Genomic DNA, 26,965 nt, shown 5'->3' on the forward strand with positions numbered 1-26,965 from the left:
GCGGTGCGGCTTGGTGCGGCTGCGGGGCGCCAGCGTCATCTTCACCCAGGTCGCGGCGGGGCCAGCTATACGCTGGGTCACTCATGGTCGAGACCTGGCTAAAAACTGCCGTCGCCTGGTCAATCACCGGAATCTGTTGCCTCGGCATGACGCGGCAGGGTGATGCGGAAACGCGTGCCGCGTTGGGTTTCCAGGTCGGCCGGGCTATCAATATTGATTTGCCCATAATGCTCTTCCACGATCGAATAGACCAGTGCGAGGCCCAGCCCTGTGCCCTCGCCGGGGTCCTTGGTGGTGAAAAATGGCTCGAAAAGTCGATCCTGAATCGACTGCGGAATGCCGCTGCCTTCGTCTTCGACGATGAGATAGACGGTCTGTTCGGAGACCTCGCTGCGTACTCGAATGGCGCCGCCGGGTTCCGATGCGTCGCGGGCATTGGACAGCAGGTTGATCAGTACCTGAGCGAGCCGCTGCGGGTCTCCCTCGGCCACATGACCGGGGTCGCAGAGGTTGAAAAAGCGCACCTCGGTGCCGTGGCGGTTGAGTGAGAGCAGGGCAATTGCATCTTGAGCCACCTCGGCCAGGCTTACCGGGTACCGGTCCTGCTGTCTGCCGCCAGCGTGGGCGAAACTCATCAGCGACTGAACGATGCGCGAGACCCGCTTGGTCTGCTCGACGATCTGGTTGCTGGTCTCGATGATCTCCGGGTCTGCCTCGCGCTCCTCGCGTAGGTTCTGCGCCAGGCAGGCGATGCCGGTGATCGGGTTGCCGATTTCGTGGGCGACCCCGGCCGCCAGTCGGCCAATGCTGGCCAGGCGCTCGGAGTGGACCAGCCGATCTTCAAGCTGCTGGGTCTCGGTGAGGTCTTCGATCAGCAATACCAGCCCGCTGCTGCCCGGTGCCAATGGCTCGGCGATCGCGGCCTTGTGCAGGTTCAGGCAGCGGCTGTGGCCGTCTAGTTGCAGCCGCTGTTTATGCAGGTGCTCTTCGCGCTGCTGAGTGAAGTCGCTCAACAAACTCTGCCAAGGCTCGGCGATGGTCGACAGGCGCGAGCCCACCACCTGCAGCGCGGGAATCTCGGTGAGCTCTTCCAGCGCTCTGTTCCACATCAGGATCTCCTGATCCTTGGCCAGCGAGCAGACGCCCATCGGCAGCTCCTGCAGGGTCTGCCGGTGATAGCGGCGCAGTGCATCGAGCTCGGCGGCCAGGCCGGTCAGGCGCGAGTGATAATCCTCCAGGCGACTCTCGATGAAATGGATATCTTCGGTGACGTAGCTGTCCGCACCGTTCTTGTACGAGAGGAAATTCTCGACGATGTCCTGGGCTACGCTCGGACCCATCAGCCCTGACAGGTTTGCCTCGATCCGGTCTCGCAGCCGGCGCAAGGCATAGGGGCGATGTTCGTCGAAAGGCAGCTGCAGATCGCGCAGCGCCTGCTCAACCTCACGCTGCGCGGTCTTGGCGCCGAGCGGCTTGGCCAGCTGGGTGGCGAACTCCTGTGGCGAAGCAGCTGCCAGTTCACGACGTTGCGGTCGGCGTACGTTTTCCACTGCACAGGCTTCGGCGGCGGCTTGCTCCTCGGCGCTGGTCTCGGTGAACAACGAGAACAGCGAAAACGCCAGCACGTTGACCGCCAGCGAGGCGATTGCCGCCAGGTGCCAGCTGGTGTCGTCGAGCACGTAGACCACGTTGAACAGCGGGATATAGAAACCATCAAGGTTGCCTACCAGCGGCAGCAGCATGGTGACAACCCAGACGGCGATGCCGGCCAGCAGCCCTACGATGTAGCCCCGGCGATTGGCGGTCGGCCAATACAGCACCGACAGCACACCAGGCAGAAACTGCAGGGTCGCCACAAAAGCGACGATGCCGAGGTTCGACAGGTCCTGTTCCGCACCGAGTAACAAATAGAAGCCGTAGCCGGCCATGATGATGGCGAGGATCAGGCTGCGCCGGGTCCATTTCAACCAGCGGTAGATGTTGCCTTCGGTGGGCGGCTGGTAGAGCGGCAGTACCAGGTGGTTGAGCGCCATGCCCGACAAGGCCAGGGTGCTGACGATGATCAGCCCGCTGGAGGCCGAAAGTCCGCCGACGAAAGCCAGCAGCGTCAGTGTCTCGCTCTGCGCCGTAATACCGAGGCCGAGGGTGAAGTATTCGGGATTGGTGCTGACGCCAAGCTTGAGTCCGGCCCAGAGAATCAGCGGTACGGCCAGACTCATCAGCAGTAAGTACAGTGGCAAGCCCCAGCTGGCACTGACCAAGGCGCGCGGGTTGAGGTTTTCGGTAAAGGTCATGTGATACATGTGCGGCATCACGATCGCTGAGGCGAAGAACACCAGCAGCAGAGTGCGCCACGGGCCTTCCTGCAGCGGCGTGTGCAGGGCCTGCAGCGCCGACTGGTTCTGCAGCAGCCAGATTTCCAGCTGATGCGGCCCGCCAAACACGACAAACAGTGCATACAAACCGATCGCGCCGAAGGTCAGCAGCTTGACCACCGATTCGAATGCGATGGCGAACACCAGCCCTTCGTGCTTTTCCCGCGTGGCGATATGGCGAGCACCGAAGAGAATGGTGAACAGCATGATCATCACGCAGTAACCCAACGCGACCCGTTCCTGCAGAGGCTCTAGGGTGAGAATCCCGATGGCGTCGGCGACGGCCTGAATCTGCAGGGCGAGTAGCGGCAACATGCCAATCAGCATGACCACTGTGGTCAGTGCGCCGCTCCAGGTGCTACGGAAGCGGAAGGCGAACAGGTCCGCCAGCGACGCCAGCTGGTAGGTCCGGGTAATGCGCAGTATCGGGTAAAGCAGCACCGGCGCCAGCAGAAATGCGCCGCACACCCCCAGGTACGTGGCGAGGAAGCCGTACCCGTACTGATAGGCCAGACCCACCGTGCCATAGAACGCCCAGGCGCTGGCGTATACGCCGAGAGACAGCGTGTAGGTGAGCGGGTGGCGAATGATGCTGCGCGGGATCAGCCCGCGCTCGCTGACCCAGGCGACGCCGAACAGCACCAGCAGGTAGGCGACACTGATCAGAATCAGGTGGCTGAGGCTAAAGCTCGTCTGCATCGCGTTGACTCTGAAGAATGAAGGTCACCACGATGAGGATCAGCCACAACAGATAAGGCCGGTACCACGCGCCGTTGGGGTCAATCCACCAGTCCATGATGGCAGGGGAAAACAGATAAATCCCCACCACCAGGAGCAGCACCAGTCGGTAGATATACATGCTGGAACTCGTGTCGAAAGTAGGCGGATGGTAAAGGAAGCGGCAAGCGGCAGGCCACAGGCTGGCAGAAAAGAGCGGCGCGGGTCGGTTTGGCTCACGCCGAAGGCAACGATGCAGTCTCAGCGCAGCTGCGACTCGGCAAGGGTGCGACAGCGCGGAATGCGCTCGGCATCCCAGTGGGCGATTGCCCAGGTAAGTACCTCATCGGGCAGGGCATCGGTCAGCTCGCTCGGGGTGGTTTGGCCGAGCGCGCGCAACGCACGCAGCAACAGCGGTGTGGCTTCGGCCGGCTCCAGTGGCGGCGAGCGGTAGCGCTTGCCCAGCTTGTGGCCGTCCGGTTGGATGATCAGCGGCACGTGCAGATAGCGCGGGCGGGAAAGGCCAAGCAGCTCCTGCAGGAACAGCTGGCGCGGCGTGGAGTCGAGCAGATCGGCGCCACGGACAACGTCGGTGATGCCTTGCCAGGCATCGTCGAGCACGACTGCCAGCTGATAGGCGATCAGCCCGTCTCTGCGGCGAATGACGAAATCGCCAACTTCACGGCCCAGGTCCTGGCTGTACTGGCCCTGGACGCGGTCGTTGAAGCTGTAGGTTCGGTCCGGCACGCGCAGGCGAATGGCGGCGTCGTAGGTGTCGCGTCCTGCTTCGCGGCAGAAGCCTGGGTACAGTCCGGCGAACGCCTGCAATTGTTTGCGCGAACAGGTGCAGGCATACGCATGGCCGTCCTGCCTGAGCCGCTCGATCACCGTGTTATAGACATCAATCCGGTCGCTCTGGCGGACCATCTCTCCGTCCCACTGAAACCCGTAGGCTTCCAGCGCCCGGAGAATCGCAGACTGAGCGCCTGGCATTTCACGCGGCGGATCGAGGTCCTCCATGCGCAACAGCCAACGACCACCCACGGCACGGGCGTCGAGATAGGAAGCGAGGGCGGCAATCAGCGAGCCGAAGTGCAGGTAACCACTGGGGGTCGGCGCGAAGCGGCCTATATAAGGAGAGGGTGTGGACATGAGCCGGCTCGGATAAAGGGCGTCGAGGCGGGATGAAGCAAGGGCGCGGGAGGGCGCAAATGAAGCGGGGCGCCGTAGCGCCCCGTTCGGGATCAGGAACCGATCTGCTTTTCCTTGATCTCCGCCAGCGTCTTGCAATCAATGCACAGCGTGGCGGTGGGGCGGGCTTCCAGGCGACGGATACCGATTTCGACGCCGCAGGAATCGCACCAGCCGTACTCGTTGTCTTCGATCAGCTGCAGCGTCTCGTCGATCTTCTTGATCAGCTTGCGCTCGCGGTCACGGGCACGAAGTTCCAGGCTGAACTCTTCTTCCTGGCTGGCGCGGTCGGCCGGATCGGGGAAGTTGGCCGCTTCGTCCTGCATGTGATGCACGGTGCGGTCGACTTCTTCCATCAGCTCCAGCTTCCACTTGTTGAGGATGCCGGTGAAATGAGCGCGCATGTCATCGCTCATGTATTCCTCGCCCTTGGACTCCTTATAGGGAACGAAGGCGCGGATCAGTTGGTTGCTGGGTGTCGTCTTAGTAATGGGCATGGATGAACGCCTCTCGCTATGTCCATTGCGCAGGATAGTGAAATCCCTCTGCCGGCCCGTGCCGGCCCTGCGGCTGCAAGCGGGCGAACTTACCAGATCGTATCGGGGTGCGCTACTCCCGAATATCACGGTGGCTGCGGTGTCAGGGGGACCTTCGGTAGAATTCACGTTTTGTACTCGTCAGGAAGGTCAGATGACCTCGTCATATAGCGCGCGTAGCCGTGCAATCGAACCCTTTCACGTCATGGCATTGCTGGCCCGGGCCAATCAATTACAGGCGTCTGGACATGATGTCATTCACCTGGAAATCGGAGAGCCGGACTTCACCACCGCCGCGCCCATTGTAGCGGCCGGTCAGGCTGCCCTCGCTGCTGGTCATACCCGCTACACCGCTGCCCGAGGGCTGCCGCAGTTGCGCGAGGCGATTGCCGGTTTCTACGAGCAGCGCTATCAACTGTCTATTGACCCCGAACGCGTGCTGATTACTCCCGGCGGATCCGGTGCGCTTCTTCTGGCCAGCAGTCTGCTGGTCGATCCAGGCAAGCATTGGCTGTTGGCGGATCCCGGCTACCCGTGCAACCGGCACTTCCTGCGCCTGATCGAAGGTGCCGCGCAGCTGGTGCCGGTGGGGGCGGACGTGCGTTATCAGCTGACGCCGCATCTGGTCGAGCGATACTGGGACAAGGACAGCGTTGGCGCCCTGGTGGCCTCGCCGGCCAACCCCACCGGCACCCTGCTGACCCGTGACGAGCTGGCGGCGTTGTCCGCTGCGCTGAAGTCGCGTGGCGGGCATCTTGTAGTGGACGAGATCTACCACGGCCTCACCTATGGCACCGATGCGGCCAGTGTGCTGGAAGTCGACGACTCGGCCTTTGTGCTCAACAGCTTTTCCAAGTACTTCGGCATGACCGGCTGGCGCCTCGGCTGGCTGATCGCGCCACCTCAGGCGGTGAGCGAACTGGAAAAGCTCGCGCAGAACCTCTACATCAGTGCGCCGACCATGGCGCAGCATGCCGCTCTGGCCTGTTTCGAGCCGGCCACGCTCGAGATCCTCGAGGCGCGTCGCCGCGAATTCGCCAAGCGTCGCGATTTCCTGCTACCGGCGTTGCGCGAACTGGGCTTCGGTATCGCGGTGGAGCCGGAAGGCGCTTTTTATCTATACGCCGATATCAGCGCCTTCGGCGGTGATGCCTATGCCTTCTGCCAGCACATGCTGGAAATCGAATTTGTCGCCATCACGCCCGGGCTGGATTTCGGACGGCACCAGGCCGGTCACCATGTGCGTTTCGCCTATACCCAGGATCTGCCGCGGCTGGAGCAGGCGGTGGAACGCATTGCCCGTGGTTTGCAGAGCTGGAGAGGCTGATGCAGTTCTCGACACCGCTCGAGCAGGGACGCCTGATTCGGCGCTACAAGCGTTTCCTTGCCGATGTGGTCACCGATGCGGGTGACGAGCTGTGCATTCATTGCCCGAACACCGGCTCGATGCTCAATTGCATGGGCGAGGGCGCGCGCGTCTGGTTCCAGCGCAACAGCGATCCCAAGCGTAAGCTGCCGGGGACCTGGGAACTGGTGGAAACGCCGCAGGGGCGCCTCGCCTGCGTCAACACGGCACGCGCCAATCGACTGGTCGAGGAAGCCCTGCTGGCAGGCGTGATTGGGGAATTGAACGGTTTCACCGCGCTCAAGCGGGAGGTGGCCTACGGGCTCGAAAACAGCCGCGTGGACTTTCGGCTCGACTATCCCACCGGGCCGGCGTTCGTTGAAGTCAAAAGCGTGACCCTGGGGTTCGCTGATACGGCTGTTGCGGCCTTTCCCGATGCGGTGACGGACCGCGGCGCTCGTCATTTGCGCGAACTGGCGGTGCTGGCACGTCAGGGCCTACGGGCAGTACAACTGTATTGCGTCAACCTCACTGGTATCGAGGTCGTGCGCCCTGCTGGCGAGATCGACCCGCGCTACGCCGCCGCGCTGCGGGATGCTGTGGAGGCGGGCGTCGAAGTGCTGGCCTATGGCGTCGAACTGTCACCGGAAGAGATCCGGCTGGTACGTCCGTTGCCGGTTATTCTCTGACCAGGCTTGGCGCGACCGGCAGGGCCCCGGTCGCGATTCGCACCCTTTACCGGCGGCTCGGTGTTACCCGCCAGATCACGTTACCGACGTCATCGGCCACCAACAGCGCGCCGGCCTTGTCCACTGCCACGCCTACCGGGCGACCCATGGCCTGCTCATCCTCGTTGAGAAAGCCGGTCAGCACGTCTTGGGCAGTGCCGTCCGGCTCGCCATTGTTGAAAGGTACGAAAACCACTTTATAGCCACTGCGCGGCTTGCGGTTCCATGAACCATGCTGGCCGATGAAAGCACCGTGTCGGTAGTGCTCCGGCAGCAGCGACCCTTCATAGAAGGTCAGGCCGAGAGAGGCTGTGTGTGCGCCAAGCGCATAGTCGGGCACGATGGCTTTGGCCACCAGATCTGGGCGTTGCGGCTTGACCCGCTCGTCGACGTGCTGACCGTAATAGCTGTAGGGCCAGCCGTAGAAGCCACCGTCCTGTACAGAGGTCATGTAATCCGGCACCAGGTCGCTGCCGATTTCGTCGCGCTCATTCACCGTGGTCCACAGCTTGCCGCTGTCGGGTTGCCACGCCAGGCCATTGGGGTTGCGCAGGCCGGAGGCGAACAGCCGCAGCGTTTTGTTCTGCGGGTCAACTTCGAGAATGGCCGCGCGGTTTTCTTCCGCTTCCATGCCGTTCTCGGCAACATTGCTGTTGGAGCCGCTGGTGACGTACAGCCGTGATCCGTCCGGGCTGGCGATGACGTTCTTGGTCCAGTGATGATTGATCGGCCCTGCGGGCAGGTCGACGACTTTCTCACCCGCCGAGTCGATGCGGGTAGCACCTTGTTTATAGGGGAAGCGCACCAGAGCATCCGTGTTGGCGACATACAGCTGATCGCCTATGAGCGCCATGCCGAACGGTGAGTGCAATCCCTCGAGAAATACCGAGCGGTCTTCGAGCGTGCCGTCACCATCGCGGTCACGCAGCAGCGTAATACGGTCGGCGCTCTCACCGCCGGAGCCTGCTCGCGCCATGACCTTTTTCATGATCCAGCCACGAATGCCCTGGCCGTCCTCCGGTTTTGCGGGCGCATTGCTTTCGGCCACGAGCACGTCACCATTGGGCAGCACGTAGAGCCAGCGCGGGTGGTCGAGATTGTCGGCGAATGCTCGAACCTGCAATCCGGCGGCCGCTTGCGGAGTGCGGCCCTCAGGCCATCCGGTGGCTTCGGCGATGTTGACAGTCGGGATCAGCGTCTTGTTTGGCGCGGGCAGCGCTGGGTCCGGTCCGTAGCCGGCTTCGACTGGCAGTGTGGCGGTATCGCCGCAGCCGGCCAGGCCAAGCATAAGCGCCCCGGTGGTCAGGTAAGCGTAACGGTTATGCATGATCTACTCCTGAAGGAAAGCTGCAGGCGGTTGTCATGGGGCGTCATCCTGATCACGCCCCTTCTTTTCGGCACCGGCCGATCTATGCGCCGCATGCTGTTCCAGGCGAGGCATCAGCAAAAAGATCACCAGTGCGAAGGCCGTGGTCATCACCGCGGTGGATTCGTGACCCAGCCCCGTGGCAACCCCGATGGCGGCGGTCAGCCAGATGCCGGCGGCGGTGGTGAGGCCTTTGACGTCCTGAACCGAGCTTCCCTTGAGAATAGTACCGGCGCCAAGAAAGCCAATGCCGGTGACAATGCCCTGCATGACGCGTGAGAGGTCCTCGATGGGCATTCCTGCTTCGAGGGGCACCAGCACGAAGAGGGCAGCGCCGAGCGACACCAGCATGTGGGTTCGCAGGCCGGCAGCCTTGCCCTTGTATTCCCGTTCGTAGCCGAGCACACCCCCCAGAAACGCGGCCAGAACCAGCCGTACGGTGACGCGAATCGCATGTTCGAAGTCAGGGATGTCGGAGAATTCCGAGGCGACGGTGCGGCTCAAAATGTCCCACCATTCCATGCATTTCTCCCTTGCCAGTAGCGGACGCCCTTTGCCGTTCGAGTGCCGCCTGGCTTCAGCGGTTCACTCGACGACCTCGAAGCGCAGCATGCCGATCATCTGGCCGGCCTCGGTCATCACCCGTATGCGCCATTTACCTTGGGCCTGCGCGGGGAAGTTGCGCTTGTGAGTCCATGCGCGGTAGCCGGCATCCCGGCCGCCACTGATCTCCAGGGGAATACGATCGACTCGTCGTCCGTTGTGTGTCCACTCATGATAGATGCGCTCTTTCAGGCCGCGCGGCGCGTTGATCGCGGTAAACGCGTAGAGGCCATTGCCATGCAGCTGTTGGCTGGTCAGTTCTCGCAGGCGATTGCCAGGCTTGCGCGACTCATCGTCGAGGGTCATGGTCACTGCGACATCCGTCAGCCAGAGCGTCGCCGGCGGCACCCAGGTGCGTCCCAGCCAGCCGGCCAGGCCGACCACGGCGGCGAGCGACAGTATTCCCAGCACGCTTTTCCAGTTCCATGAGGTGAACAACCCGCCGAGACTCGGCAGGGCCAGCACCACGGCGATGCCCAACGCCCAGATGTAGCTCTGCGGTGTCGACAGGTGAAAGATGATCGGCAGCGCAGTCAGCAGAACGGCGAACAGTGTCAGCGCGTGGAAAGCCAGGTAGACCCAGCGTCGCGGCGCCAGCCACTTGTAATAGAGCGGGTCAACCAGCGAGACCAGCGCTGCCACGCCCAGCAGCACGGTGAATGCGGCCTGGCCGCTGTTCCAGGTGGTGGTGATAAAGAAGAAGGGAATGATGAAGAACAGGCTTTCCTGGTGCACCATCTGCGTCACGTAGCGCAGCAGCGGCGGCGGCACCTTCCAGCCGAAGCGACGTTCCAGGCCGGTGCGCAGACTTTTTTCCAGCATCAGCCAGAGCCAGCTGACCAACATCAGCGCGGCGATGAACTTGGCTAACCCGGCCTGGCGCTCAACCAGCACGAAACTGGCCAGGCCCGAGCAGAAACCGAACAGTGCAAAGGTGCCGGGGTAACGGCTTATCAGACGAGAAGCAAGCCCGAACAGCGCCTGCAGGCGGGCTTTCAACAGCATGGGGTGCTCACGAGCGGGGTGTCTCCGGGAAAGGGCGCGGCAATGGCAATTATGTAGAACCGCTGCCCTGCGATTGTCGCGCGAAAACCGCCGCGATTCGATCACCGGCGAGCCGAATAATCACAGCTCCCTGCGGCCGGTCGTGGCGTGCCTAGCTGCCTATGGCCGAGTTCCAATGGCCTGCTCGACGGCGGCACACAGCCGGTCATAGGCGCGAGCCGTTTCTGCCGACAGGCGAACCAGCGGCAGGCCGATGGTCTGACACAGTTCATCGACGAAGGTGTTGGCCGCGTTTGCCGGTTCCATTTCGATGGCGCATTGCGGCTCCAGTGTCGTCCTGTCGCACAGCAGAAAATCGAAGCGGGCCGCCGAGATGCGGTTGACTGCCCGGTACCAGTGCGAACGGCGCGGGATGGCGGTCACGTCGACGACGTCCGCCAGGCGCACCTTGGCAAGGATGACGAAACGCTCGCCCATCGCCGCCTGCAACAGCTCTAGCAGCTCGCGTTCGCTGGGTTGGAACAGCGGCTGCTTCAGCGCGTAGGGGAGGCGCAGGGCTGGATGGTTGTACTGTCGTTGCTTGATGAAAAAGACCAGCGCAAAGCAGACGAAAGCCGCCAACACCATAGCGAGGAAGCTCATCATTGGAGCGGCACCGACATCAACAGGCGAGTTGAATGAGGGAGCGGGATGACAGCAGCAAACCGGGACAACATGAGAGGTTCCTTGAGTAGGCCTATGCGATTGGAGGCGTTGTCCCCAGGGAAGTTCGTTGTTGGCGCGGGTGCAGCTTTCTGCTGATGAGGTTATCCCGGATATCTGTTAGGCGTTCTGTGGATAAGCTTTGGGTTGAAGGCTGTACGCCATGAATCACGAGGCTTGCAGCGGTTTGTTCGTTTTTTAACCGAACCGCTTGTGGCCTGTAAGACGGCACGGCAGCAAAGGTTGTGCAAGGCTTTTTGGGCATGTTTGCCGCATCGCCTGGTGGGTTTCTTCCAGTTATCCCCGGTTACTGTGGAGAGTGCTGTGGATAACCATCGGCGAACCCATTGTAAGCCACGAAGCACGCCGCCTGCACAGATCTGGTTGTTTTCTGTACAGGCCGGACGGCGAGCACTTACGCCGGTGCGCGCTTGCCCCAGCGCGTCTCGGCGCTCGGCTGCCAGTCGTGGAGGAGCTTCAGCAACGCCTCGGGCGAGTCGCTGCGCTGGAGCATGCCGCGGTGTGGAGCCTTGACGAAGCCCTCGTCCACTAGATGGTCGAGAAAGTGGCTGAGCTTGCTGTAGAACTGATTCGTGTCGAGCAGGCCAAGCGGTTTGCCGTGGTAGCCCAACTGGCCCCAGGTCCAGACCTCGAACAGCTCTTCGAGCGTGCCGAGGCCTCCCGGAAGGGCAATGAAGGCATCCGAGAGCTCGGCCATCCGCGCCTTGCGCGCATGCATGCCGTCGACCACCTCCAGCCGTGTCAGTCCGGTGTGGCCCACCTCGGCGTCCTTGAGGCTCTGGGGAATAATGCCGATGACCTCACCGCCGGCGGCCATCGCGGCATCGGCTACCACCCCCATCAGGCCGACCGCACCGCCGCCGTAGACCAGCCGGATGCCGCGTTCGGCCAACGTCCGGCCCAAATTCTCGGCCGCCTCCCGGTAGATTGGGATCATGGCCAGTACTGGCGCCGCAGAACACGCATATCGAACGCAGGGACATCATCGACTCCGTCAGGTTGAACGGCAGGCAGCGTAACGCCATGGTCCCGCCTGGCCAAGTCTCAGCAGGGCTCGCCAATGCAGGCACCGCTGATTCCCAGCGCATAGTTGGCAAACAGGGTCTGAATCATTTCCAGGCTGGACATGGCGGCGGCTCCTTGGGGTGTGAAGACAAGCCTAAGCGTGTCGCGGGGAGCCGCCTTGTAGGTTTTCCTGATCGCTTCGATAGCTTGGAGAATACTTATCCCCGGCGGCTGTGCAGCTTTCTGTGGATAACCTATTGGTGAATGTCTGGACGCCGCGAATGCATTGGCGTTGCGGTAACTGATCAATTACTGACCAGTAATGGCGATCCGGCTATAAGTGATTGTTCGAAGGGCATTTTCCCTTGACTGTTCGCTTCCTCTGACACGTCGAAATGCCGCTGTGAGTTGTTCAGTATTCTTGTGGGGCGCTCTGTGGATAACGTGGGGAAACGAAACGCCAGGCCGCGCCCCGCGTGGCATGCGGCGGGTTGGCTGAAAATTAACCAATCGGCCCGCCGCGCCTTTTTAGACCTTTCAACTGGGCTGCTGGCGTTGCCACCGGCTCAGTCCTCTTCGCTCACCAGGCCCTTGCGCAGCGCATACAGAACCAGCGAAGGCACGTCGCGCAGCTTGAGCCGATCCATGATCTGCGCCCGGTGCGCATCGACAGTCTTCACGCTCAGGCCCAGGCCGCTCGCAATCTCACGGGTCGACACGCCGCGCACAATCAGCCGCAGGATTTCGATCTGGCGTGGCGTCAGCTGCGCGGCAGCAGGCTCGGCGCGCTGGCCGCCTTCGATCACCGCCGACTGGATGACGGTCTGCGCGATGCCGGGGCTGAGGTAGGACTCGTTGCGCGACAGCGCCCTCAGTGCCAGCTCAAGTTCCTGCGCGGCGGCGTCCTTGAGCAGGTAACCGCTGGCGCCCAGGCGCAGCGCCTGCAAGACGTAGTCCGGCGTGGTGTGCATCGACAGGATCAGAATCTGTACGTCCGGGAACTCTGTGCGCCACTGACGCAGGGCGTCCAGGCCACTCATGTGCTTCATGCTGATGTCCAGCAGCAGGATGTCTGGCTTGAGGCGGGAAAGAATGCCGTGCACCTCGCTGCCGTCGGCCCCTTCGGCCACCACCTCGTATCCCGGCTGGTCCTGCACCAGCGCCCGCAGGCCCGCTCTGACCAGTCCATGATCGTCGATCAGTGCTACCCGTTTCATGCCTTTACTCCAGTATGCGGACATGCTGCTGCGATCGGCAGCTGCATGGTTACCCGTGTGCCGACCCCGCTGAGGCTGGCTATGTTCAATTCTCCACTCAACGCCGCGGCGCGTTCCTCCATGCTGGTCAGGCCCAGACTTTGAGCGCGTGTGCGAGCCGCTCGAACGTCGAAGCCGACGCCGTCATCAATGATTTCGACGCGCAGGGCATCGTCTGTGCGGCAGATGAGCACGTCCACACGGCCGGCGCAGGCATGGCGGGCAACGTTGTTCACCGCTTCCTGAACGATGCGGAACGCCACCAGGGCGACATCGGGAGAAAGGTCGACCGTTTTGCCCTCGAGCTTAAGCGACCAACGGGTGTGCGCAGCTTCGAGGAAGCGCGACAGATGCCACTGCACGGCAGCCTGCAACCCGAGCGTCTCGAGCTGCAGGGGATGCAGTGCCAGCGACAGGCTGCGAACCTTGCCCAGCGCCTCGTCGGCGGCATCACTGAGCTGGCCGGCCAGCTTGGCCAGCGCCGGTTCATGGGCCAATGACAAGCGCAGCCGCTGCAGGTGCAGCTTGAGGGCGGTCAGCTGCTGGCCGATGTCGTCATGCAGGTCGCGGGCGAGCTGGCGGCGCTGGCTTTCCTGCACCTCCATCAGCCGCTGCGACAGATGTTGCAGCCGCTGGTTGGCCTGTTCCAGCTCGCGCTGCATTCGCTCCGATTCGCTGATGTCACGCAACAGCAGCAGCACATCATGGTACCCGTCGTTTTCCAGTAGCAGCTCGCATACTTCGGCCTGAAACGGGGTGCCGTCGACGCGCAGCAGGATGACGTGTCGAAAGCACAGCGGGCTGATAACGCCGCACTGCAGGCGGTCCAGTCGCTCGGTTTCGCGTGCCCGCAGATGCGGGGCAATGTAGGGCTGCCATTCGCCAGTGACCGAGGGAGCCTCGCCTTTCGGATCGAACAGGCTGCCGGCCGCCGCATTGCAGAAGCGGACCTGTCCGCTGCGAATGATCACCACGCCGTCGGGCAGGCTGGCGACCATCCGTTCGTAGATCCGCGGCGAATAGGTGCCGGTCGGCTCGGCTGGCGGCGAAGGAGCAACGTCCGCATCGCGGGTGCTTGCAGCTCCGGCGACAGCTGGCTGTTGCGCCCGCATCGAACGGAGCATGACCTGGATGGCCAGCCACCACAGCGCCGAAGACAACAGCAGCGCCAGCAAGCTCCAGACGATGGCCACCGAGGGCTGAGCACCCATCAACAAGCCGCCCAGCAGCACAAAAGCCGCATGCAGCGTAGCGATGGCCCAGGGCATCCAGCGCAACAGCTGCGGGGAAGGGCCCAGCCGGTCAGCAATGTCCGATACACGCTCCGTCATTTGAGAACTGTTACCTGTGGTCGATGGGTGCCGCTGTGTGCGGCGCCTCCAGGGGTAGCTGTTTTTCTGCGCGAGCGCTCTATTCAGCCTAGTCCGCGCGCAGTTCCTCGCAAACGTGCAGCCGGATGATGACGTAAGGCGGTGTATGCATGCCCCGGCAGCGGCGGCGGAAACTTTAGGGCTCCGACACCTTAGGACACCCTAGGGCCGCCTAGGGTTTTGCCTGATACCGCCGTTGATGGCGGCTGCCTATCGTGCCGGTCATTCGACTCTGCCCTGCGAGGCCGCACTGTGTTTGCCTACCCTGCACTCTGGATTGGAATCGCCACCGGGCTCGCTGGCCTGGCACTGGGCTCGCCCTGGATCGCTGGCACGGGCAGCGCTGTCTGCGTGGCCGCGGCAGTCTTTCTAAAGCCGCGAGCGTCTCGCGCGGCGATCAACTCCGAGCCAGTGGTCGCAGCGCCGGCTGCCGCCCCGGCGGTCGAGCCGCTGCTCAATGCCGTGTTACCAACCTGGGACAAGAACCTCGGGCAAGTGCGCGACATCCAGCAAAACAGCGTGCGCCAGCTGTTCGAGCATTTTGCTGGATTGTCGGATCGGCTCAGCCAGACCCTGAGCAAGTCGGACAACGTGATCGGCGGCGATGGTATGGCCAGCAGCCTGCGTCAGGCACAGAACCGCTTGAACGAAGTGACCTCGGCGTTCCATGCCGCCAGCGGCCGCAAGGCTGAGCTGCTGGGCACCATTGCCGATCTCAACGGCTATGCTGCTGAGCTGCAGTCGATGGCCAAGCACGTGCAGGACATTGCCAGCCAGACCAACCTGCTCGCGCTCAATGCCGCCATTGAAGCGGCCCGTGCCGGCGACTACGGCCGCGGTTTCTCGGTGGTCGCCGACGAGGTGCGCAAGCTGTCGACGCTGTCAGCCGAGACCGGCCAGCAGATGGGCAACAAGGTCAGCGAGATCAACCAGGCGATCCGCGCCACTGTGACCGCGGCCGGCGAACTGACCACCCGCGAGCGCGACAACCTCAGCTACCTCGACAGCGTGGCGGGCGACGTCATGCAGGGGTTGGGACAGAGCCTCAACGAACTCTCGGTCACCTCGCTGCAGCTGCAGCAGGAGACCCGCGTTACCCAGGCGACCATCGAGGAAATCGTTGTCAGCCTGCAATTCCAAGATCGCACCGACCAGATGCTCGATCACCTGCAGCACGACATGCAGCGCCTCGACCAGGCTGTGCGTGCCGGCGACGACCGGGTGCGCGATCCGCAGCGCTGGCTACGCGAGCTGCACCAGCACTTCACCACCGACGAGGAGCGCCACGGCAAGACCCGTAGCAAGAGCTCCGGCGACGACGTGACCTTTTTCTGATTCAACAAGGAGCATCACATGGCCAAGACCATTCTCATCGTCGACGACTCGCTCTCCATGCGCCAGCTGGTGAAGATGACCCTCACCGGCGCCGGCCATCAGGTCATCGAGGCGGTCGATGGCAAGGACGCACTGACCAAGCTCAACGGGCAGAAGATCAACCTGATCATCAGCGACGTGAACATGCCGAACCTCGATGGCATCGGCCTGGTGAAGGCGGTCAAGGCCAACGCGGCCTACCGTTTCACGCCTATTGTCATGCTCACCACCGAAAGCGAGCAGGGCAAGAAGGCCGAAGGCCAGGCGGCCGGCGCCAAGGCCTGGATCGTCAAGCCCTTCCAGCCGCAGCAACTGCTGACCGCTGTCGACAAGCTGGTCGGCTGAGATGCTCGAAATCACCTATGACCGCAGCGTCGAGCCGGCCCGGCTTCGCCTGACCGGCAGCCTGACGATCTACGAGGTCGGCCAGGCTCACGCGACCTTGCTGAGCATGCTGACCAAGACGGATGCGAGCCCCTGCCTGCTCGACCTCGAAGCGCTGGAAGAACTCGATACCGCCGGGGCGCAGCTGCTGCTCGCGACCCAGCGTCATTTCGAGGCGGCCGGCGGCAGTTTGAAGGTGCAGGGGCCGGCCGCGGCGGTGACCGAGGTGCTCGAGCTGTTGCGACTGGAAACTCTGTACCCCGACGTCCTACTGGCCCATCGCTGAAAGGAAACCGTGATGCTTGATGGCGAACAATGGAGCCAGCTGCTGCTGAGCTTTGTCGAAGAGGCCCGCGACCTGGCCAAGCAGGCCGAAGAGTACCTGCTGCTGCTCGACGAGTGCCCCACCGACGAAGAGGCTATCAACGGGCTGTTCCGCGCGATGCACACCCTCAAGGGATCGGCCGGGCTGTTTTCGCTGGGGCCGCTGGTGGGCTTCACCCATCACCTTGAAAATCTGCTGATGGCGGTGCGTGACGGTGCTCAGAGCCTCTCGCCGACGCTGATCTCGCTGATGCTGCGCTGCCTGGATGAAATCAGCGCGATGATCGAGCTGATCGACACCGACAAGGGCGAGCTGCTGGTCGACGACAGCCGCCAGCAGCCGCTGCTGGCCGAACTCGCCAGCTGCACCGACGCGGCGCCCCAGGCGCAGCAGATTCCGGTCGTCATGCTGCCCGAGGACAGTTGCAGCAGCCGCGGGCGACTGGAGCGTTGCAGCACATGCGAGGCCGATGGCGCCTGGCACATCTCGTTGCGTTTTCACCCTGATCTGCTGCGTAACGGCTTCGAACCCAGCTCGTTCGTTCGCTTTCTGAGCCGTCTGGGCGACATCCTGCACCTGCAGACGGTCAGCGAGTCGCTGCCGTCGCTGGCGGAGTTGCAGCCTGAGAGCTGCTACCTGGGCTTGGAGATTGCGCTGTGCACGCCGGCCGGCAAGGCCGAGATCGAGGAAGTCTTCGAGTTCATCGAGGATTTCTGCACCCTGCGCATCCTGCCGCCGTCCAGTGAGCTGGAAGATTACCTGCAACTGATCCACGACCTGCCGGAAACCGACGCGCAGATCGGCCGCATTCTCGTTGCCAGTGGCCTGCTGACCGAGCGTGAGCTCGAAGAGGGGCTGGCCCTACAGGCGGCCGAGACCACCGAACTCAAGCCGCCGCTGGGCGCCGTACTGGTCAACGAGGGATTGATCGCGCCACAGGCGGTCAACGCCGCGCTGGCCAAGCAGCAGGTGGCGCGGGAGAAGCGCGGCCAGGAAAACAGCCAGATCCGCGTGGCGGCCAACAAGCTGGACGAGCTGATCAATCTGGTCGGCGAGCTGGTCATCAGCGCCGCCGGTGCGCAGCTGCGCGCCCGCTCGCACGGCGATGCCAACTGCATCGAGAGCACCCAGACGGTCAACCAGCACGTCGAGCTGATCCGCGAGGCCGCGCTGAAGCTGCGCATGATCGAGATCGGCGACACCTTCAACCGCTTCCAGCGCGTGGTGCGCGACGTCAGCCAGCAGCTGGGCAAGGACATCCGCCTGGAAATCCGCGGTGCCGACACCGAACTCGACAAGGCGGTCATCGACAAGCTGGCCGATCCCTTGACGCATCTGGTGCGCAACGCCATCGACCATGGCATCGAGTCGGCCGAGGGCCGGATCGCCGCTGGCAAATCCGTCGAGGGCCACCTGCGCCTGGACGCCTATCACGAGTCGGGGATGATCGTGATCGAAGTCGCCGATGACGGCCGTGGCCTGAACACGGCGCGCATTCGCGAAAAGGCCATCGCCCGCGGGCTCATCGACGCCCAGGCGAACCTGCCCGAGCAGGACATCCAGGCGCTGATCTTCGCCGCCGGCTTCTCCACCGCCGAAAGCGTGTCCGACCTGTCCGGTCGCGGCGTGGGGCTGGACGTGGTGCGCAGCGCCATCGATGCCTTGCGCGGCACCATCGAGATCGACTCGCGAGAAGGGCAGGGCTGCACCTTCCGCATCCGCCTGCCGCTGACGCTGGCGATCATCGACGGCTTCCTTGTCAGCCTCGGCGATGACTATTTCGTCATCCCGCTGGACATGGTCACCGAGTGTCTGGAAATGGACGCCGAACAACTGAGTTCGGGCGCCTACGGTTACCTCAACCTGCGCGGCAAACCGCTGCCGTGCCTGTCGCTGGCGGCGCACTTCAACCTGCCGGAAAGCCACGGCAAGCGCCGCAACATCATTGTCGTCAGCCAGGGCCGGCAACAGGCCGGGCTGATCGTCGATCACCTTCACGGTGAACTGCAAACCGTCATCAAGCCCCTCGGGCAGCTGTTCCAGCACCTGCAAGGCATTGGTGGCTCCACCATTCTGGGAACCGGGCAGGTCGCCCTGATCCTGGATATTCCCAGCCTGTTCCGTTACCTGCAAAACCACGTCGACGCGAATCCTGCTGCCCAGCGCATCAGCCAATCCCGCCAGGACCTCGCAGGCCAGTAAGGAGAAACACCCATGAAAATGTTCGGTAACTTCAAGATAGGGGCGCGCCTGATTGCGGGTTTCCTGGTGGTGGTGGCGCTCACCGTCGCCGTGGGCCTGCTGGGCATTCGTAACCTGGCCCAGGTCAACGAGCTGTCCGACCAGATGTATTCACGCGATATGACGGCGCTGAACAACATCCAGTCGGCCAATGTGCAGCTGATCTACATCGGCCGCGGCCTGCGTTCGAGCCTGCTGGCTACGAGCCTGGAAGAGCGGGATTTCGCCATTCGCCAGACGCGCGATGCGATCAAGAAGATGTACGAGTACATCGAGATGACCCGCTCGAGCTTCGTGACCCCCGAAGGCATCGCCCAGTTCGAGTCGCTTAGTGAGCCGATGGCCACCTATGTGCAGACCGTGGAGCAGGCCCTCAAGCTGCGCGAGGCCTCCAGCGAGGTGCGCCCGGCCGACGAGCTGACCGTGATGCTGCCGAAACTGCGTGAGACTGGAAACAAGGCGGACGATCTGCTGACCGCCCTGGTCGAGCGCAAGGTCACCAATGCCAAGCAAGCCAATGAGCAGATCACCGGCATCTACCTTGGCTCGCGTACCCAGATGATCGGTCTGGTGATTATCGCCGCCGTACTGGGCTTCGGCATCGGCATCCTGGTGACCCGCAGCATCACCCGGCCGCTGAACCGCGCGGTGTCGGTGGCCGATTCCCTTGCCGCCGGCGACCTGGGCATCGAAGTTGAAGTCGACAGCAAGGACGAGACCGGCCAACTGCTCAGCGCCATGAAAAACATGACCGAGCGCCTGCGCAGCGTCATGGGCGACGTGCGCAGTGCGGCCGACTCGCTGTCTTCGGCGTCCGAGGAAGTCAGTGCCACCTCGCAATCGCTGAGCCAGGCGGCCAGCGAGCAGGCGGCCGGCGTCGAGGAAACCACCGCCTCGGTCGAACAGATGTCCGCATCGATCGCGCAGAACACCGAAAGCGCCAAGATCACAGACAGCATTGCCGGCAAAGCCGCCAATGATGCGGTGGCCGGCGGCCGCGCGGTACGTGACATGGTCGTGGCCATGAAACAGATCGCCGACAAGATCGGCATCATCGACGACATCGCCTACCAGACCAACCTGCTGGCGCTCAACGCGGCCATCGAAGCGGCGCGTGCCGGTGATCATGGCAAGGGTTTCGCGGTGGTGGCCGCCGAGGTGCGCAAGCTGGCCGAGCGTAGCCAGGTGGCCGCGCAGGAAATCGGCGGCGTGGCCGGCAGCAGCGTGGAGCTGGCCGAGCAGGCCGGTCGCCTGCTCGACGACATCGTGCCGAACATTCAGAAGACCTCGGACCTGGTGCAGGAAATCACTGCCGCTTCGCAAGAGCAGAGCACCGGCGCCGGGCAGATCAACATCGCCATGGGCCAGATGAATCAGATCACCCAGCAGAACGCCTCGGCGTCCGAGGAGCTGGCGGCCACCTCCGAGGAGATGAACGCCCAGGCCTCGCAGCTGCTGGAACTGATCAGCTTCTTCCGGCTCGATGCACGCGATGTCGCGGCTCAGGGCCTCGGTCGCCAGCCAGCGGCTCCCAGCGCCAAGCCCAGCAATCGCTCGGTGCGCAGCATCCGCAAGCCGTCCGTCATGGCCGACGACGGCCAGTTCGTCAGCTTCACCTAAGGGGGCGAAGATGAATCTTCCACAGGTAAGCGGCGCCGCCAGCGCCGCGCCGGCTGACATCCAGCACCTGTCGTTCCGGGTGCGCCAGGCACGCTACGCGCTGCCCATCGAGCTGGTGCGCGAGATCATCGAGTACGGGCAGATCACCGGTGTGCCGATGATGCCGGCGTGCATCCACGGCGTGATCAACCTGCGCGGCAACGTCGTGCCGGTGCTGGACCTGGCCGCACGCTTCGGTATGGAGCGCACGCTACCGGGCAAGCGGACCTGCATCGTCATCATCGAGCTGGAGCTGAACGATTCGCTGCAACGCATCGGCCTGGTGGTCGATGCAGTCGACGCGGTACTGGACATCCAGGCCGCCGATGTCGAACCCGCACCGGCATTCGGCGCTGGAATCCGTACCGAATTCATCGCTGGCATGGCGCGTGACGAGCGCGGCTTCACCATCATTCTGGACGTGCGCAAGGTGTTGTCGCTGGATGACATCCTGCAGATCAGCCAGGCGATGGCGCAGGCGAGTTGAGCATGCCGACGTCGAGCCTGCCGGTGCTGGGCGAGCAGGAGTTCCGCTTCCTGCAGCAGCTGATGGTCGAGGCGTCTGGTATCCACTTGAGCGACAGCAAGCGGCCGTTGGTGGCCGGCCGTCTGATGCGCCGATTGCGCGCGCTGAACCTGAGCAGCTACCGCGACTACCTGTTGCTGCTCAAGGACCCGACGAAGCAGGCCGAGCAGCGGCTGGTGATCGACCTGCTGACCACCAACGAAACCTACTTTTTCCGCGAACCGCAGCATTTCCAGTTTCTTGCCCGCTGGCTGGACGGCCGGCGCGAGCCGCTGCGCATCTGGAGCGCCGCCTGCTCGTCAGGCGAGGAGCCGTACACCCTGGCCATGGTGCTGGCCGAGCATGGGCCGGCTGACTGGTCGATCCTCGGCAGCGACCTCAGTCGCACGGTGTTGGAAAAGGCCGAGGCCGCGATCTATCCGCTGGATGAGGCGAGCAATTTTCCGCCCGGCTGGCTGAAGCGCCATTGCCTGCGCGGTATCGGTGACCACGAAGGGGCTTTTCGCCTCGCCCAGGGTTTGCGCGAGCGGGTGCGCTTTCGTGAACTCAATCTGATGCGGCCATTACCCGACGACATCGGCAGCTACGACGTAATCTTTCTGCGCAACGTACTCATCTATTTCAATGCCGAGGACAAGCGCGCCATCGTGGCCCGCCTGATCCAGCGCCTGCGTGCGGGTGGCTTGCTGTTCATCGGTCATGCCGAAAGCCTGCATGGCTTCGGTCTGCCGTTGCGCAGCGTCGCGGCTTCGGTGTTTCAGCGTCTATGACCGCGCCCCGTTTTCTCATGCCGGGTGAATACCTGTTCGGCCAGCATCCCGAGCCGGTGGTGACGCTGCTCGGCTCGTGCGTGGCCGTCGTGCTTTGGCATCCCCGGCGTCGGCTGCTTGCCGTGAGCCATTTCGTGGTGCCCGGTGGCGCCTTTGAGCGGGACGACACGCGTAGCGGTGAGGCAGTGTTTGTCCGTCTGCAGCAGGACATGGCTCGTCACCGCACTGCGCCGGGTGAGTATCGCAAAGGTCTCTACGGCGGCGGCTCCTGCCTGCAGCCGGGCAGGCACGGCACCGTCCAGATCGGGCGCATGAACATCGCTTTTGCCCGAGAGCAATTCGCGCTGCTCGGTTGGAGCGCTGACGAGCAAGATCTAGGTGGCCTGGGTTATCGGCGGTTGACGGCCGACGGCCGGGACGGGCGCCTGATCTGCCAGTCCTTCACTCCCCCTCAATTGCTGGAGGGCACCGCATGATCAAGGTCTTTATCGTCGATGACTCGGCGCTGGTGCGACAGGTGTTGTCCGCGTGCCTGGAAAACCACCCGAACATCGAGGTGATCGGGCAGGCCGCCGATCCGCTGTTCGCGCTGGAAAAGATGCAGCGCAACTGGCCCGATGTGCTGGTGCTCGATGTCGAGATGCCGCGCATGGATGGCATTACCTTTCTACGCAAACTGATGGCCGAGCGGCCGACGCCGACCATCATCTGCTCGACGCTGACCGAGGCGGGCGCGGCCATCACGCTTGAAGCCTTCGCGGCGGGCGCCGTCGGCGTCTTCACCAAAGCGCGGCTCGGTCTCAAAGACAGCTTACTGCAGCTCTCAAGTGACTTGATCAAACAGATCCAGCAGGCCGCCGCGACCCGGCCGCGGGTAGCGGCGGTCCGCACCCCCACAATTACGGCCCAGTCGCGTTCGGCGGAGCCGGCTGGCAGCAGTGCCCTGACCACCACCGACCGGGTCGTCGCGCTGGGTACCTCGACCGGTGGCACTCAAGCGCTGGAGCTGGTACTCAAACAGCTGCGCGTCGACTCGCCGGGCATCGTCATCGTCCAGCACATGCCGGAGAAATTCACCGCCGCGTTCGCCCAGCGTCTCGACAGCCTCTGTCAGATCGAAGTGCGCGAAGCCCGCCATCTGGATCGGGTTCGCTCCGGGCTGGCGCTGGTGGCGCCGGGCGGGAAACACATGCAGCTCAAGCGCAGTGGCGCGCAATACTTTGTTGAGGTGCTCGATGGCCCGCCGGTCAACCGGCACAAGCCGTCGGTGGATGTGCTGTTTCGCTCAGTCGCCCGCCATGCCGGGCATAACGCCTTGGGCGTGATCATGACCGGGATGGGCGACGACGGCGCCCGTGGGCTGCTGGCCATGCGCGAAGCTGGGGCGCGTACGGTCGCCCAGGACGAAGCCAGCTGTGTCGTGTTCGGTATGCCCAAGGAAGCCTTGCAGCTGGGTGCGGCGCAGTGCACTGAGTCGCTGGAGAACCTGCCGCGGCTGATCACCGACTATGCTCGGGCACCGCTTGCGTGAAGGCCGTTGCGATTGGCAGAAACACCGCTGTGCTGATCAGAGGGCTACTTTGCCGCGTGAAGTGGCTCCGCCTAAGATCACGGACGCATTCTGCAAACAAGGACAACCGGGTGAAAATCGTTCTGCAACTCGTGGCAGCTTTAGTGGTATTGCTTGTCCTGGCCGTGGCGGTGCTGGTGGCACTCAGCTGGGCGCCGCCACGGTCGGTCGAAAGCCTGACCGAACGCTGGGCACCGGAGCCGTCCAGATTCATCGAGATATCCGGCATGCAGGTGCACGTTCGCGACGAGGGGCGGCGTGACGATCCCGTTCCGCTGGTGCTGCTGCACGGCACCTCCGCGAGCCTGCATACCTGGGAAGGCGTGGTCGAGGAGCTGAAGCCGCAGCGGCGGGTGATCAGCCTGGACCTGCCGGGGTTCGGTTTGACCGGCCCCTTTCCCGACGGCAATTACCGCATGAGTCACTACGTCGAGTTTCTCTCGACCTTGCTGGACAGGCTGAACGTCGAACGTGCAGTGCTCATCGGCAACAGTTTCGGTGGCCAGCTCGCCTGGGAAATGGCGCTGGACCAGCCGAAGCGTGTCGAGCAACTGGTGCTGATCGATGCGGCAGGCTACCCCCGTCAATCGACGTCGGTGCCCATCGGTTTCAAGCTTGCCGGCATTCCGGGGCTGGCGCCGCTGATGGCCAACATCCTCCCGCGCCGGCTGGTCGAGTCCAGCACGCGCAGCGTCTATGGCGATCCCGACCAGGTGACGCCGGAGCTGGTCGACCGCTACTACGAGCTGACCTTGCGTGAAGGCAATCGTGAGGCCCTGCGCGAACGCTTCAAGCAGGTGCCGGCCGTTGATAACACGGAGCGAATCGCATCCATCCAGACCCCGACCCTGATCATCTGGGGTGGGCGCGACGGCTTGATTCCGCCGCTCAATGCGCGCCGCTTCCAGCGTGATATCGCTGGCAGTGAGTTGGTCATGTTCGAGGACCTCGGCCATGTACCGCAGGAGGAGGCTCCGTCGCGAGTCGCTGAAGCAATCCGCGCGTTCCTGCCACAGCCCTGACGCTATCAATCATCCTGCAGCCTTATGTTCGGGCATTCATTCACGGCCGTTTGATTGTGGCCGGCTGTGGCGTCGCCGACACTCGCCACAGACTTTGCAATGCATCCAACAATAATCCGCTGGAGGAATTTCCATGAGTGACGCCATTCGCTTCGAAGACAAGGTGGTCATCGTGACCGGTGCTGGTGGCGGCCTTGGCCGTGCCCACGCACTGCTGTTCGCCCGTCATGGCGCCAAGGTCGTGGTCAATGACCTGGGCGGCAGTGCCCAGGGCGAAGGGGCCAACGCCTCGGCTGCTGATCGCGTTGTCGAGGAAATCCGTCAGGCCGGCGGTACTGCGGTGGCCAATCATGACTCTGTGACCGACGGTGAGAAGATCGTCCAGCATGCGCTGGACAGCTTCGGCCGCATCGACGTGGTGGTGAACAACGCCGGCATCCTGCGCGACAAGACCTTCCACAAGATGGAAGACGCGGACTGGGATCTGGTCTACCGCGTACACGTCGAGGGCGCCTACAAGGTGACCCGCGCCGCGTGGCCGCACATGCGCGAGCAGGGCTACGGTCGGGTGATCTTCACCGCGTCGACCTCCGGTATCTACGGCAACTTCGGTCAATCCAACTACGGCATGGCCAAGCTGGGCCTGTACGGCCTGACCCGCACGCTGGCCCTGGAAGGTCGCAAGAACAACATCCTGGTCAATGCCATTGCGCCGACTGGTGGCACGCGCATGACCGAGGGGCTGATCCCGCCGCAGGTCTTCGAGCAGCTCAAGCCTGAGCTGGTCAGCCCGCTGGTGGTCTTTCTCGCCAGCGAACAATGCCAGGAAACCTCCGGCCTGTTCGAGGTCGGTGGCGGCTGGATGGGCAAGGTGCGCTGGGAGCGCAGCCTGGGTGCCGGTTTCGATCCGAAGAAGGGCTTTGATGCCGAGGATGTTGCCGCCAGCTGGCAGCAGATCTGCGACTTCGAGAATGCAGCGCATCCGGCCGACAACATGGAAGCGCTGAAGGAAATGATGGCCAACCTGCAAAAGCACGCCGGTTAAACCACCGGTGGCCGCTCGAGCTGCATAAGCGTTTCACGCTTCAGCTCAAGCGGCTTTTTTCCCTCAGACGGCTGGCTCGGGTAACAGGCGCAAGGCCTTGGCCCGGGCCTGTCCCAGATCTCTCACGTGATACAGCTGTCCTTCGAGCGCGTGAATGCCGGCGCGGCGCAGCTTGAGCCGCAATCGCGCATTACTCCCGGACAGAATCAATGCAATGCCCTGCTTGCGGTAGTCCAGTAGGACGTTTTCCAGCGCAGCCAGGGCGGTCATGTCCATCATCGGCACGCCGCTGATGTCGACAATGACAACCTTCACCTCTGGATTGAATTTTCGCAGCACGCTCAAGGCCTTTTCGGCGGCGCCGAAGAACAGCGGGCCACGAATCGCGTAAGCGGCGACGTGCTCGGGCAGGTCCTTGAGCATCGGGCTCTGCCCAAGGTTAAGAGGTGTGGTATCGGTCAGCTCGCTCATGCGTTTGATGAACAGCCCGGCCGCGAGCAGCAAACCCACGCCCACCGCCAGCACCATGTCGAACAGGACCGTCAGGCTCAGGCAGGTCAGCAGCACCAGCACATCGCTGCGCGGTGCTATGCGCAGAGTTTTGACGATGTGGGGTGCTTCGCTCATGTTCCAGGCCACCATTAACAGCAGCGCTGCCAGGGCAGCCATCGGCAGGTAACTGAACAGCGGTGCCAGCCAGAGAATCGCCACCAGCACCACGCCGGCATGAATGATAGCCGCCAGTGGTGAGAAGGCGCCGGCGCGCACGTTGGTGGCGGTGCGAGCAATGGCGGCGGTCGCCGTGATGCCGCCAAACAACGGGGCGACTAAATTGCCGAGGCCTTGACCAAGAAGCTCGGCGTTCGGATCGTGGTTGCCACCGCCCATGCCATCGGCCACCACCGCGCAGAGCAAGGACTCGATGGCACCGAGCATGGCGATGGCGAAGGCTGGCGCCAACAGTTGGTGAAACAGCTCGAAGCTCAGCACCAGCGGTTGGCCGTCAGGGCCAGGCAACAGCCATGGCCATGCAAAATCCGGAAGAAATGGTGGGATGCCGGGATACTGCACATCATCGACCACGTAGCTGAAACGTTCGCCAAGCGTGGCGACGGTCAGTCCGACCGACTCCAGCGCCATGGCCGCCAGTGCGCCAACAACGAGGGCGATCAGATGGCCCGGTACCTTGGGCACCAGGCGCGGCCAGACGATGAGCACGCCAAGGCTGATCAGGCCGACAAGGGCGTCTCCCCATTGGGCACTGGGCAGCGCACTCACCAGCAGGCTGAGTTGTTCGACGTAATGTTGAGGCTGTTCGCTCAAGCTCAGTCCGAGCATATCCTTGAGCTGGAGGGTCGCGATGACGATGCCGATGCCCGCAGTGAAACCCAGCGTGACCGGGTAGGGCACGAACGCTATCAGTCTGCCGGCGCGCAACAGGCCGAGCAGGATCAGGATCAGCCCGGCGAGCATGGTGCAGAGCAGCAGCCCGCCGAGGCCGAACTGCTGGGTGATGGGCAACAGGATGACCACAAAGGCTGCGGTTGGACCGGACACGTTGAACCGCGACCCGCCCGTCAAGGCGATCAATGGTGCAGCAACCAGCACCGTGTACAGGCCGTGCTGTGGCGCTACACCTACCGCAATTGCCAGTGCCATGGCCAAGGGGATGGCGATGATCCCGACCGTTAAGCCGGCGGTGACATCGCCGCGCAGTGCCGGGACTCCATAGCCCGAACGCAGGGTTTGACGCCAGGCAGCGAACAACGGCGGAAGCTTCATCCCAGACACTCCATGTGCGCAAAGCGGCAGTATAAGCACTGGCAATA

At 63.3% G+C, this 26,965-nt stretch carries 25 protein-coding genes and 1 pseudogene; 13 read left to right on the top strand and 13 right to left on the bottom strand.

Annotated features, from left to right (window positions below; all coding sequences use genetic code 11):
* Nucleotides 1-119: 119 nt before the first annotated feature.
* From ACSSNI_RS16290 to dksA, 4 genes are all read right to left on the bottom strand, one after another.
* Nucleotides 120-3,074 (bottom strand): sensor histidine kinase, encoded by a 2,955-nt coding sequence (locus ACSSNI_RS16290; protein WP_200638508.1) that lies wholly within the window; start codon nucleotides 3,072-3,074, stop codon nucleotides 120-122.
* On the bottom strand, nucleotides 3,058-3,234 hold the full coding sequence (locus ACSSNI_RS16295; RefSeq protein WP_003095129.1) for a hypothetical protein: 177 nt from the start codon (nucleotides 3,232-3,234) through the stop codon (nucleotides 3,058-3,060). The genes ACSSNI_RS16290 and ACSSNI_RS16295 overlap by 17 nt, the downstream gene beginning before the upstream one ends.
* A gap of 119 nt (nucleotides 3,235-3,353) precedes the next feature.
* Nucleotides 3,354-4,244 (bottom strand): tRNA glutamyl-Q(34) synthetase GluQRS, encoded by an 891-nt coding sequence (gluQRS, locus tag ACSSNI_RS16300; protein ID WP_200638510.1) that lies wholly within the window; start codon nucleotides 4,242-4,244, stop codon nucleotides 3,354-3,356.
* Nucleotides 4,245-4,336: 92 nt separating this feature from the next.
* A complete protein-coding gene (gene dksA / locus ACSSNI_RS16305) occupies nucleotides 4,337-4,780 on the bottom strand; it encodes an RNA polymerase-binding protein DksA (RefSeq protein ID WP_064481641.1) in 444 nt (147 codons plus the stop codon).
* 193 nt (nucleotides 4,781-4,973) lie between these two features.
* Between dksA and ACSSNI_RS16310 the strand changes: the two genes are divergently transcribed.
* Complete coding sequence (locus tag ACSSNI_RS16310; protein ID WP_200638513.1) at nucleotides 4,974-6,146, top strand: pyridoxal phosphate-dependent aminotransferase; 1,173 nt, start codon at nucleotides 4,974-4,976, stop codon at nucleotides 6,144-6,146.
* Nucleotides 6,146-6,853 (top strand): DNA/RNA nuclease SfsA, encoded by a 708-nt coding sequence (gene sfsA, locus ACSSNI_RS16315; protein ID WP_200638514.1) that lies wholly within the window; start codon nucleotides 6,146-6,148, stop codon nucleotides 6,851-6,853. The genes ACSSNI_RS16310 and sfsA overlap by 1 nt, the downstream gene beginning before the upstream one ends.
* Before the next feature lie 46 nt (nucleotides 6,854-6,899).
* Here the strand turns inward: sfsA and ACSSNI_RS16320 are convergent, their stop codons facing one another.
* The 8 genes and pseudogenes from ACSSNI_RS16320 to ACSSNI_RS16355 all read right to left on the bottom strand — a co-directional run bounded on the left by ACSSNI_RS16320 (nucleotide 6,900) and on the right by ACSSNI_RS16355 (nucleotide 14,181).
* Complete coding sequence (locus ACSSNI_RS16320) at nucleotides 6,900-8,219, bottom strand: PQQ-dependent sugar dehydrogenase (protein WP_200638515.1); 1,320 nt, start codon at nucleotides 8,217-8,219, stop codon at nucleotides 6,900-6,902.
* Between the two features lie 33 nt (nucleotides 8,220-8,252).
* Nucleotides 8,253-8,780, bottom strand: coding sequence for an MgtC/SapB family protein (locus ACSSNI_RS16325; protein WP_102835619.1), 528 nt, complete (start codon nucleotides 8,778-8,780; stop codon nucleotides 8,253-8,255).
* A 63-nt stretch (nucleotides 8,781-8,843) separates the two neighbouring features.
* Nucleotides 8,844-9,866, bottom strand: coding sequence for a DUF5924 family protein (locus ACSSNI_RS16330; RefSeq protein ID WP_200638516.1), 1,023 nt, complete (start codon nucleotides 9,864-9,866; stop codon nucleotides 8,844-8,846).
* Between the two features lie 159 nt (nucleotides 9,867-10,025).
* On the bottom strand, nucleotides 10,026-10,508 hold the full coding sequence (locus ACSSNI_RS16335; RefSeq protein WP_200639754.1) for a DUF2726 domain-containing protein: 483 nt from the start codon (nucleotides 10,506-10,508) through the stop codon (nucleotides 10,026-10,028).
* 475 nt (nucleotides 10,509-10,983) lie between these two features.
* Nucleotides 10,984-11,572 (bottom strand): annotated as a pseudogene (locus tag ACSSNI_RS16340) (LOG family protein).
* Between the two features lie 61 nt (nucleotides 11,573-11,633).
* Nucleotides 11,634-11,903, bottom strand: a complete 270-nt coding sequence (locus ACSSNI_RS16345) for a hypothetical protein (protein WP_200638517.1) — start codon at nucleotides 11,901-11,903, stop codon at nucleotides 11,634-11,636.
* Between the two features lie 257 nt (nucleotides 11,904-12,160).
* A complete protein-coding gene (locus ACSSNI_RS16350) occupies nucleotides 12,161-12,811 on the bottom strand; it encodes a response regulator (protein ID WP_102835621.1) in 651 nt (216 codons plus the stop codon).
* On the bottom strand, nucleotides 12,808-14,181 hold the full coding sequence (locus ACSSNI_RS16355) for a sensor histidine kinase (RefSeq protein ID WP_200638518.1): 1,374 nt from the start codon (nucleotides 14,179-14,181) through the stop codon (nucleotides 12,808-12,810). The genes ACSSNI_RS16350 and ACSSNI_RS16355 overlap by 4 nt, the downstream gene beginning before the upstream one ends.
* 291 nt (nucleotides 14,182-14,472) lie before the next feature.
* Here ACSSNI_RS16355 and ACSSNI_RS16360 point away from each other — a divergent pair, with 291 nt between their 5' ends.
* The 11 genes from ACSSNI_RS16360 (at nucleotide 14,473) to ACSSNI_RS16410 (ending at nucleotide 25,136) form a co-directional block, all read left to right on the top strand.
* Nucleotides 14,473-15,555 carry a methyl-accepting chemotaxis protein gene (locus tag ACSSNI_RS16360; RefSeq protein WP_200638519.1) on the top strand — a complete coding sequence of 361 codons (1,083 nt, stop codon included), beginning with the start codon at nucleotides 14,473-14,475 and terminating at the stop codon, nucleotides 15,553-15,555.
* Nucleotides 15,556-15,573: 18 nt separating this feature from the next.
* Complete coding sequence (locus ACSSNI_RS16365) at nucleotides 15,574-15,939, top strand: response regulator (RefSeq protein WP_021205875.1); 366 nt, start codon at nucleotides 15,574-15,576, stop codon at nucleotides 15,937-15,939.
* A gap of 1 nt (nucleotide 15,940) precedes the next feature.
* Nucleotides 15,941-16,264 carry an STAS domain-containing protein gene (locus ACSSNI_RS16370; RefSeq protein WP_200638521.1) on the top strand — a complete coding sequence of 108 codons (324 nt, stop codon included), beginning with the start codon at nucleotides 15,941-15,943 and terminating at the stop codon, nucleotides 16,262-16,264.
* A gap of 12 nt (nucleotides 16,265-16,276) precedes the next feature.
* A complete protein-coding gene (locus ACSSNI_RS16375; RefSeq protein WP_200638523.1) occupies nucleotides 16,277-18,505 on the top strand; it encodes a chemotaxis protein CheA in 2,229 nt (742 codons plus the stop codon).
* Between the two features lie 12 nt (nucleotides 18,506-18,517).
* Entirely contained in the window at nucleotides 18,518-20,164 is a 1,647-nt protein-coding gene (locus tag ACSSNI_RS16380) for a methyl-accepting chemotaxis protein (protein ID WP_200638525.1), read from the top strand.
* Between the two features lie 10 nt (nucleotides 20,165-20,174).
* The gene (locus ACSSNI_RS16385) at nucleotides 20,175-20,690 is read left to right on the top strand and encodes a chemotaxis protein CheW (RefSeq protein ID WP_200638527.1); all 516 of its coding nucleotides are present in this window, start codon (nucleotides 20,175-20,177) and stop codon (nucleotides 20,688-20,690) included.
* 2 nt (nucleotides 20,691-20,692) lie between these two features.
* Nucleotides 20,693-21,499 (top strand): CheR family methyltransferase, encoded by an 807-nt coding sequence (locus tag ACSSNI_RS16390; RefSeq protein ID WP_200638529.1) that lies wholly within the window; start codon nucleotides 20,693-20,695, stop codon nucleotides 21,497-21,499.
* Nucleotides 21,496-21,975, top strand: a complete 480-nt coding sequence (locus tag ACSSNI_RS16395; RefSeq protein WP_200638537.1) for a chemotaxis protein CheD — start codon at nucleotides 21,496-21,498, stop codon at nucleotides 21,973-21,975. Before ACSSNI_RS16390 ends, ACSSNI_RS16395 begins: the two co-directional genes overlap by 4 nt.
* The gene (locus tag ACSSNI_RS16400; protein WP_200638539.1) at nucleotides 21,972-23,030 is read left to right on the top strand and encodes a protein-glutamate methylesterase/protein-glutamine glutaminase; all 1,059 of its coding nucleotides are present in this window, start codon (nucleotides 21,972-21,974) and stop codon (nucleotides 23,028-23,030) included. Before ACSSNI_RS16395 ends, ACSSNI_RS16400 begins: the two co-directional genes overlap by 4 nt.
* A 110-nt stretch (nucleotides 23,031-23,140) precedes the next feature.
* The gene (locus ACSSNI_RS16405) at nucleotides 23,141-24,091 is read left to right on the top strand and encodes an alpha/beta fold hydrolase (protein ID WP_200638541.1); all 951 of its coding nucleotides are present in this window, start codon (nucleotides 23,141-23,143) and stop codon (nucleotides 24,089-24,091) included.
* 133 nt (nucleotides 24,092-24,224) lie between these two features.
* Nucleotides 24,225-25,136, top strand: coding sequence for an SDR family oxidoreductase (locus ACSSNI_RS16410; RefSeq protein ID WP_102835626.1), 912 nt, complete (start codon nucleotides 24,225-24,227; stop codon nucleotides 25,134-25,136).
* Nucleotides 25,137-25,199: 63 nt separating this feature from the next.
* Here the strand turns inward: ACSSNI_RS16410 and dauA are convergent, their stop codons facing one another.
* Entirely contained in the window at nucleotides 25,200-26,918 is a 1,719-nt protein-coding gene (gene dauA, locus ACSSNI_RS16415) for a C4-dicarboxylic acid transporter DauA (protein ID WP_200638549.1), read from the bottom strand.
* Nucleotides 26,919-26,965 lie beyond the last annotated feature (47 nt).

Source organism: Stutzerimonas tianxiuensis (assembly GCF_053470365.1).

Excerpts from the sequence above, each read along its gene's own strand:
- ACSSNI_RS16290 (WP_200638508.1), bottom strand. The coding sequence starts at position 3,074 with ATGCAGACGAGCTTTAGCCTCAGCCACCTGATTCTGATCAGTGTCGCC.
- ACSSNI_RS16295 (WP_003095129.1), bottom strand. The coding sequence starts at position 3,234 with ATGTATATCTACCGACTGGTGCTGCTCCTGGTGGTGGGGATTTATCTG.
- gluQRS (WP_200638510.1), bottom strand. The coding sequence starts at position 4,244 with ATGTCCACACCCTCTCCTTATATAGGCCGCTTCGCGCCGACCCCCAGT.
- dksA (WP_064481641.1), bottom strand. The coding sequence starts at position 4,780 with ATGCCCATTACTAAGACGACACCCAGCAACCAACTGATCCGCGCCTTC.
- ACSSNI_RS16310 (WP_200638513.1), top strand. The coding sequence starts at position 4,974 with ATGACCTCGTCATATAGCGCGCGTAGCCGTGCAATCGAACCCTTTCAC.
- sfsA (WP_200638514.1), top strand. The coding sequence starts at position 6,146 with ATGCAGTTCTCGACACCGCTCGAGCAGGGACGCCTGATTCGGCGCTAC.
- ACSSNI_RS16320 (WP_200638515.1), bottom strand. The coding sequence starts at position 8,219 with ATGCATAACCGTTACGCTTACCTGACCACCGGGGCGCTTATGCTTGGC.
- ACSSNI_RS16325 (WP_102835619.1), bottom strand. The coding sequence starts at position 8,780 with ATGGAATGGTGGGACATTTTGAGCCGCACCGTCGCCTCGGAATTCTCC.
- ACSSNI_RS16330 (WP_200638516.1), bottom strand. The coding sequence starts at position 9,866 with ATGCTGTTGAAAGCCCGCCTGCAGGCGCTGTTCGGGCTTGCTTCTCGT.
- ACSSNI_RS16335 (WP_200639754.1), bottom strand. The coding sequence starts at position 10,508 with ATGAGCTTCCTCGCTATGGTGTTGGCGGCTTTCGTCTGCTTTGCGCTG.
- ACSSNI_RS16350 (WP_102835621.1), bottom strand. The coding sequence starts at position 12,811 with ATGAAACGGGTAGCACTGATCGACGATCATGGACTGGTCAGAGCGGGC.
- ACSSNI_RS16355 (WP_200638518.1), bottom strand. The coding sequence starts at position 14,181 with ATGACGGAGCGTGTATCGGACATTGCTGACCGGCTGGGCCCTTCCCCG.
- ACSSNI_RS16365 (WP_021205875.1), top strand. The coding sequence starts at position 15,574 with ATGGCCAAGACCATTCTCATCGTCGACGACTCGCTCTCCATGCGCCAG.
- ACSSNI_RS16370 (WP_200638521.1), top strand. The coding sequence starts at position 15,941 with ATGCTCGAAATCACCTATGACCGCAGCGTCGAGCCGGCCCGGCTTCGC.
- ACSSNI_RS16375 (WP_200638523.1), top strand. The coding sequence starts at position 16,277 with ATGCTTGATGGCGAACAATGGAGCCAGCTGCTGCTGAGCTTTGTCGAA.
- ACSSNI_RS16380 (WP_200638525.1), top strand. The coding sequence starts at position 18,518 with ATGAAAATGTTCGGTAACTTCAAGATAGGGGCGCGCCTGATTGCGGGT.
- ACSSNI_RS16385 (WP_200638527.1), top strand. The coding sequence starts at position 20,175 with ATGAATCTTCCACAGGTAAGCGGCGCCGCCAGCGCCGCGCCGGCTGAC.
- ACSSNI_RS16390 (WP_200638529.1), top strand. The coding sequence starts at position 20,693 with ATGCCGACGTCGAGCCTGCCGGTGCTGGGCGAGCAGGAGTTCCGCTTC.
- ACSSNI_RS16395 (WP_200638537.1), top strand. The coding sequence starts at position 21,496 with ATGACCGCGCCCCGTTTTCTCATGCCGGGTGAATACCTGTTCGGCCAG.
- ACSSNI_RS16400 (WP_200638539.1), top strand. The coding sequence starts at position 21,972 with ATGATCAAGGTCTTTATCGTCGATGACTCGGCGCTGGTGCGACAGGTG.
- ACSSNI_RS16410 (WP_102835626.1), top strand. The coding sequence starts at position 24,225 with ATGAGTGACGCCATTCGCTTCGAAGACAAGGTGGTCATCGTGACCGGT.
- dauA (WP_200638549.1), bottom strand. The coding sequence starts at position 26,918 with ATGAAGCTTCCGCCGTTGTTCGCTGCCTGGCGTCAAACCCTGCGTTCG.